Annotated in this window: 7 protein-coding genes; 1 reads left to right on the top strand and 6 read right to left on the bottom strand. The window is 37.1% G+C overall.

What is annotated here, in order from left to right; genetic code table 11:
- Positions 1-688 precede the first annotated feature (688 nt).
- Positions 689-2,740: a winged helix-turn-helix domain-containing protein gene (locus tag ND2E_RS04550; protein WP_223303676.1), complete on the bottom strand. Its 2,052-nt coding sequence runs from the start codon at positions 2,738-2,740 to the stop codon at positions 689-691.
- A gap of 449 nt (positions 2,741-3,189) precedes the next feature.
- Between ND2E_RS04550 and ND2E_RS04555 the strand changes: the two genes are divergently transcribed.
- Complete coding sequence (locus ND2E_RS04555; RefSeq protein WP_033095142.1) at positions 3,190-4,491, top strand: alkaline phosphatase; 1,302 nt, start codon at positions 3,190-3,192, stop codon at positions 4,489-4,491.
- Between the two features lie 1,084 nt (positions 4,492-5,575).
- Here ND2E_RS04555 and ND2E_RS04560 read toward each other — a convergent pair.
- From ND2E_RS04560 to ND2E_RS04580, 5 genes are all read right to left on the bottom strand, one after another.
- Positions 5,576-6,631: a lipase secretion chaperone gene (locus ND2E_RS04560; RefSeq protein WP_052056862.1), complete on the bottom strand. Its 1,056-nt coding sequence runs from the start codon at positions 6,629-6,631 to the stop codon at positions 5,576-5,578.
- A gap of 76 nt (positions 6,632-6,707) precedes the next feature.
- The gene (locus ND2E_RS04565; protein ID WP_033095141.1) at positions 6,708-7,697 is read right to left on the bottom strand and encodes an esterase/lipase family protein; all 990 of its coding nucleotides are present in this window, start codon (positions 7,695-7,697) and stop codon (positions 6,708-6,710) included.
- A gap of 658 nt (positions 7,698-8,355) precedes the next feature.
- Positions 8,356-10,287, bottom strand: coding sequence for a S41 family peptidase (locus ND2E_RS04570; RefSeq protein ID WP_033095140.1), 1,932 nt, complete (start codon positions 10,285-10,287; stop codon positions 8,356-8,358).
- Positions 10,288-10,582: 295 nt separating this feature from the next.
- A complete protein-coding gene (locus ND2E_RS04575; protein ID WP_033095139.1) occupies positions 10,583-11,770 on the bottom strand; it encodes a metallophosphoesterase in 1,188 nt (395 codons plus the stop codon).
- A gap of 77 nt (positions 11,771-11,847) precedes the next feature.
- Positions 11,848-14,883 (bottom strand): TonB-dependent receptor plug domain-containing protein, encoded by a 3,036-nt coding sequence (locus tag ND2E_RS04580; RefSeq protein WP_033095138.1) that lies wholly within the window; start codon positions 14,881-14,883, stop codon positions 11,848-11,850.
- Positions 14,884-15,267 lie beyond the last annotated feature (384 nt).

The following is a 15,267-nucleotide window of genomic DNA, read 5'->3' as shown; positions in this document are numbered from 1 at the left end:
AATCTAAGTTTACATTATGAGCGTTCTGTTAATAGAGTGGTGCTTTACTATATATATTGAAATGGTTATAGGTGATGCGTTGTTTTTACTGAATTTAGAACGTGGGTAACTTGCTAATTTCCATTTTCAATTTAGTGATAAACAAACAGTACAAGAATAATCAAGTGTTTATAGTCAAACGTTAAAATAATTATATAAAATACGTTTTTTATAACCATCGACCAAGTCATTTAGTCCCTATAAACAACTAATCAATATCTCTAAATATTTATCTGGTTATTTTTCAATGTGTTACAGGTGTTAATTTTAAAGCAATCTAAGGAGCATACTATAATTGCTCAATGTTCAGAGGGGAGGGGGAAGCAACAAGTATAATGATGATAACTTTCAGAATGTGAGTTTAGTAAATTGTAACTAACAAAAATCACTCATTTTAAGTCAGTTACAGCAAACCCATAATTGAACGTGATTTATGATGAGTCGCTCAGACTTCCTGAAACGAGCACGTTCAAGTAGCACGGGTATACAATGGCAAAGATCATTCAAGCACATCATCAAGCGGCATAATCATCACTGATCATTGCCGCACATTTTAAATATCACTGATACGCTTTATCAAAGGTGCTATAGGCAGGATAATTTTGTAATAATTTGCTATAAACAGGTACGGCAATCTATCTTATATTGGTCAGTCGTGCTTTGGCAGAGTGATTTTCGCAATATCGTAAGGATTACCTTTTCTTTGTGTATAAATAAGCCATTGGTTCATTGAATCAAAGGTAAAGCTGCCATAAGTTTCCAGTTTTTCTGATGGTAGTGATATCAGCAATTTATCAATTTGTTTTACTAAATTATATGATTTAATTTCCACTCTATCCGAATGCTTTCTAGTGTAAAAAATTGTTTCTTGATGAATTGTCCAATTATATCGAGAATTGAATTCATCATTTGCTAATAATTTATTAAGTTGAGTGAAAGTCCCATCTTCATTTTCACTGGCAATCCACAAGCCGCCTTGAATGCCTTTGCTAAATAACCATTTATTTCCTTTATAATGGCGAATAAAACGTATTTGCTTATCACTAAGTTGCATTGGCGCTGTAGTATCAAAAGTAAAACGATAAAGCAATGAACCTCTATCATCAGAAATCGCAGATAAAAGCGTTCTATCATCATTTGACCAAGTCGGTCTATTATGATTATTAAAAGGGGAATTAATGGTTGTGATTTTTCGCGTGACAATGTCTATTACCTTGATTTCATTACCACCACTATTTTTTTTAGGTGTTAAAAAGGCGATCTTTTTGCCATCATTCGACCAACTTGGTGTTATAGCAACACTTTTTAAATAAGTGAGCTGTTGTTTATTACTACCGTCGGAATTGCTTGACCAAACCTCCATATGCCCAGATTGACCAGAAATAAAAACGAGCTTATTTGCACTGGCAGAAAACTCAGCATTTCGATGTGCAAACGCTGAAGTAAGTAATGAGGTAGAAAATTTTTGAGCATGGTTTAAATTAATATAATGGATATCTTTGACAGCTCTACTATGAGAGAAATATAAGCTACTGTCTCGTGGATTAAAACTTGGTGAAACAAAACCAATTACATTTAAATTTTTCACACTTCCACCAGCAAGAGAAACCTGTTTGGCAATATTTTGTCCTCCTTCTTTTGCACCAAAGTAAACTTGTTCATCAGTTGAAACCGCAATGCCCTTTATATCAGTTTCTTCAAAGGTAAGTTGACTTTCTTCTCTGGTGATTAAATTTACCAAAAACAAGTTTTCTGATAGGCGATCAAAACGTCTCGATACGACAATTTTGTCAGGTTCAGGTGTAAAAGCGACCTCCCGATCTTCAAATGAACATTCATCCCCGCAAGAAATCCTGACTTCCTTATAAGGCTGTTCATTTACGTTAACCTTGTATAAGCCACTGCGATAGTTATCTTGGTCAAATTTGTTAAATAACACTATATCTCCAGCAAAGTTTGCCTTGACATAAGTATTAGAATTATAGTTACAAGTGGCAATCACTTCTGTATCTAGTGTTGATAAAATAACCTTTTTTATATTGCACTGCTTATTCGTTTTGTCTTTTTCCACATAGGCTAACCCTATTCCATGATTTATCCATGCAGGACTATAAACCTTATTATCATTAAATGTTATTTGCCTTATTTTCTGATTATCTGTTAAATCTTTGATGTACAAATTACTACTTTGCCCTGGTTTTCTCCAGGTAAATGCTAACTCCTTTCCTGAGGGAGAGACAGCAGGCTGAGACTCATTTCCGCTAGAATCGGTGATTAAGGACAGTTTAACTGGCTTTTCAGTATCGATATAAAGCCACGAACTTATTGCAATAACACTAACCCCAAATACAGCGGCCAAATAAATAAAATTCTGTCTTTTAGCTTTAAGTGAAGCGACAACGGGCTCTATGGCCAATCGATAACCAACACCACGTTTAGTGACAATATATTGTTGCTCAGGATCATAGTCCTTTAACGTTTTTCTAAGCACCCAAATAGCATTATTTACCGCTTTATCACCGATAAAATAATTACCTTGCCAAACCTGTTCAATCAGCTCTTCTCGAGTGACAAAATTTGGGTATTTATCAACAAGACAACTCAATACTTCAAAGAATTTTTTTTGAGTTAGGCTTATTTCTTCGCCTGCAAAGCTCAGTGATTGAGTGGCTTGATTAACTTCAAACTTACCTAGTGTCACTTTTATCAAATTGGAATACCTTTGTATAAATCTATAGTTAGATTATGGCAAATTTCGCCAAATAAAAATACCTGTGCTCTGATAAAGCCATCTAAAAACAATGTGCGTAATAACTTGATAAGTAACAATAAAGATATTTAACAATATTCAAGTGACACTTCTAGGTGATATTTAGAGATATTTAGTTGATACTTTTCGAGTCAATTGGACTTTCCCTTTGCGATTAAAAAAACAAAACTATTAGCGTTCAAAAAATATCACTCGACACAATAAATAATAATATCGTAAGCAAATAACAATCGGGTGAATGTATGTTTATTAATTTAGCCTCATTATAACAAGTGCGGAATATAAAAAGCGCTTTATTAACACGCTAGATGATTTTTTAATTTAATCAGAACTTTGTTTTACAGCCTTACAGTAAAGCACTACTTTAGGAGTATCATTTTATGAAAAAATTTATTTTCTATTCTCTAATTTTGCTTTCAATGAGCATTGAAGCAAAACCAACAAATATTATTTTTTTAATTGGTGATGGAATGGGGCCAGCCTACACCACGGCATACCGCTATTATTCAGATAACCCAAAAACTCCCAAAGTCGAATCGACCATTTTTGATACTTTGCTTATTGGGTCAGCCTCAACTTATCCAGATGATGATACTATAGTCACTGATTCTGCGGCTGCCGCTACAGCACTAGCAACAGGTCATAAAACCTATAATGGTGCCGTAGGTATAAACCGCAACAAGCAAAAATTAACGTCTATATTAAAAACAGCAAAAAGTCGTGGTTATAATACAGGGATTGTCGTTACTTCCGAGTTAAGCCATGCCACACCAGCGGGGTTTGTTGCTCATTCGACATCACGTAAAAATAAATATGACATAGCCAAACAATTTTATACTAATAAATTTGATGGCAAACCAATTGTTGATTTAATGTTAGGCGGTGGCACAAAATATTTTAATAAAGAGTTAACTCTCGGCAAACGAACTAAAACAGTAACAAAGTGGCTTAAAAGCGCCGGTTATAAATATTTCAAATCGTTAGATGAACTTGACCAATTGAACACATTACCTGCGCTAGGCTTATTTGCAGAAAAGGGCTTAACAGCCGCCATTAATTCAGAACACCCTGATCGCCTTAGTATAATGACCGAAGCCGCATTGAGAGTTTTAGGCAAAGACGAGAAGCCTTTTTTCTTAATGATAGAAGCAAGTCAAATTGATTGGTGCGGGCACTCTAACGATATTTCATGTGCTATGGCCGAAATGGATGATTTCGCTAAAACCTTAACAATGGTTAAACATTATGTTGATGAAAGTAAAAACACGCTTATGGTCGCTACGGCAGATCACTCAACAGGTGGCCTAAGCCTTGGCTATAATAAAATTTACCAATGGAAGGCAGACATAGTTAAACAAGTACATGCAACTACAAGAAGAATAGCCGAGCAGTTAGAAGGCAGCAAAGCAATCGCTACTGACTGGCATAAGTTTATCGACTTCTCTTTAACCGAATCTGAAGAGCGCACACTAGCAGCCGTTATTGATAACAAAGATGAAATTAAAGATGTTGTCCGACAAATAATAATCAACCGTAGTAAAACAGGTTGGACAACAAAGGGCCATGACGCTGTTGATGTACAAGTATTCGCTGCTGGTGTTGGCTCAAGAGCATTTCGTGGCTTTCAGGACAATACCGATATAAGTCGTAAGTTAAACTATTACCTTATCAATGGAGCTTGATATAAATAGTATTTTGAAATGCTATTTATATGCTTTTTCCCTGCTAGGTCTCATACCGTTAGGCCTGAGGGTTTTGTTCATTTTTCAATAGATTTAAAGCAAAGCCAATGTTTGCATAAGTAAAAAATATTACGTGACTTTATACAACTCTTTTGCTTATACCCGTTACCATTCAATATGCATGTTTCAGAGCGGTTGAGCGATTTCAATTCAAGGCGCAGTGATGAAGGAATGGTTATTCCCTTTTAAGTCACTGCAACGAAGAAGTGGAATTGCTCTAACGCTTCTACGATGGGTTTAAAATGACTTTATGCTGCGGTAAATAATCAAAACATAGAGTGACTATGTTTACATTATTCTCCTTGTCTAAAGGCATTTTAATTCCCACTGAAATCGAGCACTTTGAATGGTAACAGGTATATACCGCTAGAATGACAGTTAATCATACCATAGATGGTAGATTGTCTTTTGATAATGTAATGGAGAGTTACTATAGATAGGTTTAGATAAGGAATGAAAATATAAAGAAATTTCAAAAGCTACTTTAGGCTCAATATCGTAATACTTGAGTGCTAACCTTGCCACTACGATTGAACATTCATCTTCTTTGGCCAATTTAAACGCAGTAAAAGCTTCTCCCTTTCCCTACTTTCGTCTTTCTTTTATTTGGCGGTTGTAGGGCTTTTTAAATGTTGTAAAAATATCTGCTTCAAGTTGCCGGTAGCGATGCTCAAACACAATCATGTTTGTAAATTAGTCGAATACTTGCCTGTTAAGTGCCCATATCGGGACCAAATATCTGCTTGCTATTTCCCCATACCGAAACTTAATCCATAACGGGTATATAGCCACAGTTACTCTCCTCCCGCGTTTTATGATCGTAGAGTTAGTCCACATTAGCTCCAAATAGATCCCCATCATCATAACTTTAATCATGACACTGATATTAAACAAACCTTCATAAAGCGAAATTTGACTGCGTTTAAGCTAGTATTTCCCTTACTAGTACTTAAGCGGGTTTAAAGCGAAGGGTGGGCATTACCAACAGGAACTGGATAAAATAGAAATTTAACTAATGGAGTTGCTATAAATAGCTGCTATCTAGAGCATTTACCCGTCTAATTTCTTGCACAGTAAAGTGCTGGCTACGTAATTCATCAATCAATACTTGTTGAGCTTTAGGATCAGACTCAATGGCCAGAATAGTGACCAACTCAACTCTATATTCGCTTAGTCGTTGTTGCCATTGTAATCGCTGCGTATCAAGGTTTGACAATCTATCTGAGACTTCACTACTAAACTCCTGTTCTCTGAGTATTCTTAACTCACTATCACTCGCTCCTTGCGAAAGTAACTCACGGAATTGCTGCCGATATTTATTTAATTGATTAGCTGTATTTTGCTGTTCAATTAACCAACTAGGGGTCTGCGTATTTAGAAGAGAAATCGCACTGGTTTTTTGCTCTTTGCTTAAACTATTATCTCTGGCAATAGTCGCAAGGCTGAGCATGTAGTTTTCATATTCGTCTTCTTGTTCAAAAAAGGCGGTAATAACATCCTTTGGCAGGAAACGCCAACGTGCCTCTATAAGCTCATTTCGGGTATTAATGACATATTCCAATGAATATTCATTATTGCTAAAAGCTTGATTGTACTCATGCTTGAGCGCTGTGATCTCATTACGGTATTGTAAATACCCTTCTAGAATATGTAACGCTTCATCCAACGCTTGTGCCGTTAATTGCTCTTTGAGGTTGCTTTTAATCCGAGTGATAACAAGCTCTAGAGACTCTTCTCCTATTGCTGACAAATAGAATTCAAATAAATGAAGTATTTTTTTATTAATGAACAAGCTACCGTCTTGATTTACATCAAGATGCTCAGGCATTGGGGTATTACGTAGTGATGTTGGTAATTGCTTGGTGGATTCTGGAGGTATTACCCAGTCACCTTGAGATAGTACCAATTCACTGAGCAACTGAGGTTTTAATGGTGTGTTAGCTCTACTCTGCTCAATTAACGTGCTCGCCTGCCTTTGTTGCTCTACTTTTTTATTACTTTCCAACGAGTTGAACAGCGTCACAGTGAACATAATAAGAGCTATCAACAAAACAAAAACTTTCAATTTATTTAGATTCAAAATTAACACCTTAATACTGAACTAGCTAAAAAAATTTGATAAAAACGGTTCGCACCAGTGAACCGTTTTTGATTTTTTACAAACCGATAGCTGTTAATCGCCTCGCATGATCTTTATATAATTGCAGCGGATTTGCACTCCACAAACTACGTAGACCAAACATACCATTGATTTCATCTGCATGGTTCATGGTGTAGTCATCACGGATAACCTTACCTAAATGGGTTGAACAACGCCCTACTAGACCATCGTTAGCTTCATCAATAGTTAAATAAGTCACTGACAACAAGCCATCGGCAAGATCTAACACATTTGAATCAAATATGGGGTTATAGGTGCCTGCCCAAGAGTAGTAAGCAACACCATTAACATGGTGTTCTCCGTCATTTACCGAGTAATCATTCACCCAGTTAGGCCACCACCAAGAACCCGCATTATAACTCGGCGTTTCCTGACATGTTCCCTGACGCAGACCTTCTGGATACTTTACATTAAAAATTGCCGCATCGGTCGAGTTCAGTGCTTCTAACGATCCCATAGCGTTAGACTGCTGTGAATCATCACCTGTTGCTGCTGCTAAAAAGGCACCAACAGCATTACCTATTGATAAAGTAACACTTTCAAGAGGAGAATCTTTAATAAAATCTGCTGTACCTGAACCAAAATGAGGCGAACCAACTGATGTCACCGATGCCACTAAATCAGGGCGAATAGACGCGACATAGCGCGAATCTATTCCACCTTGTGAGTGACCAATCAAGTTGAATTTAGTGGCTCCAGTTACGGCTCTTAACTCTTCAAGATAAGTTAACAGCTCTTCCCCACGAGCTTCACTCGTTTCATAGCCAGACACTTGAGGTGTATAAACTTGTACCGAACCGACATCGGCTAATGCGCCTCTCACACCGTAAAAATAGTCGGCCAGCGCACTGTCAAAACCAGATAAACCATGTACTAATACAATAGGATACTTGGTATTACCTGATGTATCAGCTTTAACTGGCATCGATATACAGCAAAGAGCGATAATCGAGACAGTGAGTAAGTATAGAAATTTTTTAATCATTTTTTCACCTTTATTATTGTTGTAATAGAAGAAAATTTATATTAAAACTGGTCAGACCTAATTATTTATAATGAATAAAAAAGTCAAAAGCAACAGTATAAATGACCTAATTTCGATTAAAACAAGCACCTAAAAGGATCAGGTATTACCTCCTTTGATAACAGAGTTTAAAACACTCGTATTAAACATGTATTTTATTGGTTTTATTTCATTGATAATTTTATTTCATGTACTTTGGCAACTTAAAGGGAATTTTTCACTCTTATTAATATTAACAGTGGCTCCATAAAAGTAGGTTGTTGATTTATGGTCCGTAATCACAAATGCACTATAAGGTGAAGCTTATAGCCGGCAATGGAATGACTTTTGCCTGGTATAACCAAAGTAGAGAAATAATATGATAGCGGTAGGATAAAAATGGAAAGTTACTCTACAAACATAACCTAAAGGCGGTGGGTTAAACAGACTCCTGCGGACAAATTAAGAGATAACTAATTGAATCGGTGAATATATATCCGTTACCATTCAAAGTGCAGGTGAAACATACATCTTGATTGGTAACGGGTATAGCAATGGCAGCTGTATCTATTATTTGCCACTGCATGTTTTGAAATGCAACTAAAGCCTTGTTAGCTTGGTTACGGAATTATTAGAAAGCTCATTTTAATAGTGTCTGTGCAGCAGTTAGCACTGAATCTTGCTCTGAGATGTAGTCTTTATAGTTGGGCAACTGCTTAATATTTACAGGCACGCCATTACCTTCAAATAGCTTGCCATTGGGTCTAAAGGATAACATTGAAGATAAGTTTAATCTCAAGCGAGAGTTTGCTAATACTACCGGTCGATTCGCGCCACTCATACCTGCCGATGCTTCACCCAGCAAAGTAACCTGAGGTAATTGCTTAAACGCACTAGCAAAACCATCTGAGGCACTGGCAGAGCCGGCATTGGTTAATACTATAATAGGTTTATCATAAAAATACTGTTTATCTGTTAAAGGCTTTACAATTCGGTAATGCCAGTCACTATATGCCTCTCGCGGAAATAGCCACATAGGCGTAAAGCCAGACTTAAAGTTATTAATTAAAAGCTTTTCACTTTTACTCCAATGCGCACTTCCAGCAACATAGGTACTACGATAGTCAAGGTGATCGCGAGCAAACGCCTGAGAGTTTTTAATGGCCGCCACATTGACTATATTACCAATATGACCCGGGGGTAAAAAGTAACCATACAAAGCATCTAATATATCATAAGTGCCACCACCGTTATTTCGAATATCAATAATAAGGCCCTTACTATCCTTAAATTCCGTCATTGCTTTATGCAGCGGTGCAGTATCTGAGTTCATAGAATTTATACGTAAATAACCAATATCGCCCGCTAGTAACGTACTGCTTGGATAGTCAATTTTGATACGTTTTAGTGGGCGCTTAGTTAACGATAATGTCAGTTGTTTTTTATCGTTATATTTAGTCCCAGCTAAAGTTATCTTTATTTCTTGGTTGTTAAATTCATTTTTGTCAATTTCACGATGAATTAATGGGAATTGTTTTTGCAAAACAGAGACAACACTATCGGCTACCATTTGTTTTGAACAAGCGTTTACATGGCTTTTTGCTTGTTTAATATAGTGAGAAAAAGGAATACCATTAATTTTTTCAATAAGTGGGTAATCTTTATTCAATAGTGAATTTTTCGACTTATCAAAAGCAACCCAACCTATATTTGTTCTGGCCAACCTGAATGGTAAATTTCCTTTGTTCTCTATCAAAAGAGGATTTGGCGACATACGATAATGGCAATCAACCATTTTTAACACTTGCTGATTAATTTTCGCGGCAAAAGTCTGTATTGCCACTTGCTCTGACAATGTTGTTGCTAATTCATCTAAACCGGTATTAATAAGCTGCTTACGGCTTGTAAAATAGCTAGCTCTATCATCTAAATAAAACTTCAACTGTTTAATATCTTCTTGCGCTTGTTGTTTTGTCAATGTATATGGCGTTGCCATCCATCTTCGCGAAGAGGAATTAAGGTAAGTAGTACCTAACCAAGGAAGTAGTGAAAAGTCGCTACTTTTTAGGTGGTGGTTAAAACCAACTATCGCTAGAGTATAGTTATTACTGTTTGTCTTAGGTAGTTTTATGGAGAACCGATCTATTATTGGATCTCCCGTTGCAGAGATATTGCCTTGGGAATCAATACCAGAGCGAGCAACTTCTACGCCGTTAATGTACGCGATAAAAGCGTCGTCAAAATACATATATAAATGCAGCGGTGTTTTTTTATTGGCGATAGTAAACGTTGTACGTAAGTAAACTTTATCAAAACTACCGTACATTTTATTAAGCTCGGTAACATCGTCCTCATCACCATAACCAATACTTGCTTTGCCTGTTGACCATTGGCTATCGTCAAAAGTTATCTCTTTCCATTGGTGAGGAACGTCTTTGGTTTTAGCATGATATTTCCATTCAGTTTCATTGTTTATTAGTAGCTGTTTGTGAATCTCATCTAAACTTGTACCTTGCCCAAATGCATAGCCTGAAAGACTTATTAGTAATAACAAAAAATTAATTGTTTTCATTTTTATGATAATCCAAGTTTTAGAAATATATACCCGTTCCACTTGAAGATGCTCGTTTCAGCCATCTTAAAGTGGAGCGGGTATATGTACTTAATTGAAAATGTCCTAGGGTGCCTTTATTTTATAGCTGCACCCTACAGGCCCTTGTTTCTACTTTAGCGCTGCGTAGTAAATATCTTCTTATCAGTGGTTACAAGCCACGCCACGCGGTAAGTATTAACACTCATTGATATTCATCGTATAATATTTTTTATAGTTCGATGATTACTTTACTTTAATTGTCGTTTACCAAACTTTAGTTGGTTAAAGGGAGCTTATCGCCCGTTAAGCTACCGCGCCACATTTGACCCTTTTCAACAAACAAAACTTCACCATACTTACCACTTTTTATACTTGAATCAATGGCAATAACGCGCCCTTGGTAGCGGGTTTCAATTTGTTTTTGGGAAGTATGACCAACAATTAAATGATCAACATCAAAGTGTTTTAATAGAAAGTCAATTTCAGCAGATGTTGCACCCTTATCTTTTGGCCCAGTGGCTTTTGACTTTGAGCCTTTACCTTGAGGAGTCTTATTACGATCTTGAGTAAAATAGCCTCGATACCAAATAGGACCATTGCTACCATGTAAATACTCACTAAAGCCCTGACGAGGTTGCGCTAACTCAGCCTTAACTAAACTATTTTTGAAGACACTATTTATTTCTTCAAGGCTATGGTTATTACTAGCTAAGCTAGGATGGAAGCCACCATGAGTAAAGAGCATGTTATTCACTTTTACGAGTACTGGCTTACTACGTAACCAATTACCTAATATACTCGTTTTGCTAAATAACGCTTCAAAAGGTTTGTTTAATTTTTGTGCAGTCTCAATGTATTTTGGGTGTAAATAGCGCAGGTCACCATTAAGGATCATGACTTCATGGTTAGCTAAGGTTAAATGAACTTTACCTCCTGATTGCTCAGCTTGGCGCTCTAAGTCATATAAAAACCACAGTATTTCAGTAACTTTATCGCCTCGGTCAAAAATATCCCCCGTGATAACAAAGTGACCATTACCAAAGAGCCAGTTTTTCTGTTCATCAATAATTCTATTATTCGTCAGCAATTCAATCATGAGATCATATTGACCATGAAAATCACTTAATGCTGCGACTTTAAAATCGCCACTATATTCTAAAACATTAGTTTCTAAGCTAGTAAAACTATGTACTTTCGCGGGTAAATCACAAGCAGATGTGGTGATAGGAAAGTGTGCTACTTTGATTTGCTTATTTATGACCTCCCCTTGACACAACCAAAAGGCAGATAAATCTCGCTCGGCTTGATGATTTTCTACGAAAATATAAGGGCCGTCAGTAACTGTGGTAAGTTCTTCTTGAGCTGGTTGCTTGACGATCGTAGCATTGCTTGGTGCTGATTTGGATGCACAAGCTGAAAGACCAAAAACAGTAATCATGAAAATAATATAACGAAACAACATGAAGTTCCTTAAGAAGTAGAAAAGTTAAAAATAATTAACAAGAAAACCACATCCGTGTGGTTATTTTAAGCAGAGATCTAAAACTGAATTTCAGCACCTAGGTATATAAATCGACCAGTACCAGAGTCATATTCGCCACCAAAGTTACCCGTACCACCTAAGACAAATGGACCTTTGTCATCAAAAACGTTATTCACACCGCCAAAAACTCTTATTGATGCATCATCTTCTAACTCTATATCGTAAGAAATTGATATTTTATGTTTAATATAAGAAGGTAGGCTATTAAAAGCTAATGATTCTGGATCTGCGACACATTCTGGCTCACCGGCAGCACAACGCGCATCATTTTCAGCCATACCTTCTTCCCAGTCTTCTTGGGTTTGGCGGTAATCGATAACATCGCTTTTGTAGCTTGCACTCCAACGAATGCGTAAATCATCTAAATACCAGGCTAATGAGGCAGAGGCTTTATTTTCAAATATATCGTAATACCCAACTGAATCTTCTTTGATTTTACCCTCGTTACCTGTAGAGGTATTTGAATGCTCTAACATATGAGTCCAATCAAGTTTGAACTTTAAGCGACCAAAACGATTCATATCATACGAATATACCATAGCAACGTCGACACCACGGGTAGCAAGCTCATCAATGTTATAGCTACGTTGCACTATTTTATCTATTTGCCCTTCACTGTTACGAGTTATTGCGTCACAAAATTGATTCGCCTGACCTAAAGGGATCCCCGTGGCATAACATTCTTCAACGATTCGATCATTTGAATACTGATCTACAGCATCAGTAATCGTAATATCATAATAATCTGCTGCAATACTTAAATTTTCAACAAAGGTCGGCTCATAGGTGAAACCAATAGTTAATGTCTCACCTGTCTCTTCAAATAACTCGGGGTTACCAGCGTCGGGTGAATAACCATTATTTTCATCTTCAAAAATACCTTCAGACGCTATTTCAGCTGCAATACCTGGCTCTAGTCGACAGTTATCATGGCCTTTATCATCTGAAGTTGCTGTTGTGTCATGACAAATATCATTATATCCATCAAAATCACCCGCCTCTGGTTCGTAAAGCTCATTTATACTAGGCGCTCTTTGTGCAACAGCCCAGTTACCACGTAAGTTTAACCCTTCACCAACGGTCCACAAAAAACCAAGCTTATAACTAGACACTAAACCAATATTTTTGACATCATAATCTGAAGCACGGTATGAAGTCTCTAATGAGAGAAATTCAACACCAACCACATCTCGTACAAGAGGAATAGAAGCTTCGGCAAACACTTCAGCAACACTCAATTCACCTTTGAACCCAGGCACTAAGTTCCAAGTAATACCGCCATATGTTAATTCATCATCCGTTATCGCTTCCTGCGTATCACGTCGATATTCGGCACCAAAAACAGTCGAAACAGGTCCCGCCGGCATTTCAAATAAATCCCCAGCGATATAACCCATAATATTAGCTTGCTCATTATAAGTATCTAATCTTGGGTTAGCGCGAATATAGTCTGCGGCTTCAGGTGAAATAGAGCCTTCACCAAATAAATTCAGAGGCGCACAACCTTCAGCGCGGGCTTGTGCATCATTACATTGTATCGTTACGCCGTCATCCGCATAACCTGCATCTAAAGCATATTGTGCGCGGAATATATTAAATTCATTATTTCGCAATTGTTTTTGGTGGAACTTACCGTAACCTACTGAAACATCCCAATCCCATTCACCATCAAACATAGTACCTTGCAAACCCGCCCAAGCACGAACAGTTTCACGGGTATTGTCGCTTTGTATATTACCCACTTCTGCCATACGGCGATCCCAGTATATTCTATCTTTGTACTGCCCAGCTGTTTCACGAATTTCAGTAGGCACATATGGGTTGTCAATAGGAATATAACCTAACTCGACAATACCTGGTTCACCAGTCTCACGGTCTATATAAGTGGCGAACTCTCCTTCATAAGAATCTTCAGGAGATTTGTCATTTACTGTATAATTACCACTCCACTGTACTTGTGAGTAGAACATGATGTCATCGGTAATATCATAATCAACTTTAATTGCAGCAGAAACACGTTCACTGGGTACACTCAACATTCTAAATTGTTTGGTATTAATACCGTAACGTTCTTCATTGTCTTTCCAATCATTACGTAATACTTGCCCGTCATACCAATATTCAGTGTCATATTTGCTCTTTTCAAGAAACACACCGCCGAAAGTACCATCACCGCGACTACGCCATTGATCTTGTGTTATATCAGCCATATTCTGCCAACCATCAGCAGTGCGCATTTCGTTGCGCATGGTGTCATAGTTATAGTCCCATGACGCTTCTATTGCGGCACGCTCTCTGTCTTCAAACTCTAAACCAAATTGCTTATCATAGTTGGCACTCATAAATACATAGCCGTCGCCATCACCAAAGCTTGTTCCGTAATCTAAATCAAGAGTGAATTCTTCACCACCGCCATCAACACTTTCACCGGCACGTACTTTTGCACCAAATCCTTCTTTATCGGTTTGCGTAATAATGTTTACTACACCAGAAACCGCATCAGCACCATAAGTTGCAGACGCACCACCAGTGATAACTTCAACACGTTTCACCATACCTGTAGGGATTGTACTCATACTGACATAGTTGCCACTTTTTGAGTTAGACACTACTCGACGACCATCAATCAAGGTTAAGGTTCTGTTAGCGCCTAAGTCACGTAGCTCAACTGTTGTAATACCTGTATTTGATACACTCGATTGACTACTACTGTTGCTAGTGCCATAAGAAAGAGACGGCATATTCTCGACTAAAATTTCAGCAAGCTCTCCTAAACCTGTATCACTAATGGCTTCTTTATCCATAGTGACTAATGGTGTCGCAACAGTAAAATTATCACGGCGTAAGCGTGAGCCAGTAACAACTATTTTCTCATCGGCTTCTTGTGCTATTTTTTGTTCAATGATTTGATTATTTTCAATAGCTTGTTTTGCTACTTCTTTTTCTTCAGCAGAGTATGCCTGTGGCGATAATAAAATCGCCCCCCCCATAATGGCTGATTGAATCGCTATTGCTAGTGTACTTTTTTTCATCACATACCCTTCTATATTATAGTTATAGTTATAGTGTTCACTTTTTATTTTTGATGCCTGATGATTTTTAAGTGACCAGTAAGGTTAATGCAATTTATTGCGTGTCAAATTTAATCTTTTCAATATCTCTAAAAATATAAAAACCTAAATAACAAAGAGTTACATTCCATCTAAATATATACACTCAAATTTAAGCAAGACTCCTTTAAACCGTATGTAAATGAATATTGAAAAAAATCACACTGTTTGATAACTTAAAATAATTGGTTTATACCCGTAATAAGTTTTGCTATGGCTTCTGGTTGGTCACCAAAAGGTGCGTAGTTTGAGTGTAAAATAAATGTGTTTTTTGTCATATGCTAGGGGCTGTTGATCTTTCGAGAT

The organism is Colwellia psychrerythraea (assembly GCF_000764225.1).
GTDB classification, from domain to species: Bacteria; Pseudomonadota; Gammaproteobacteria; order Enterobacterales; family Alteromonadaceae; genus Colwellia; species Colwellia psychrerythraea_D.
This window is presented reverse-complemented; position numbering and strand designations above follow the sequence as displayed.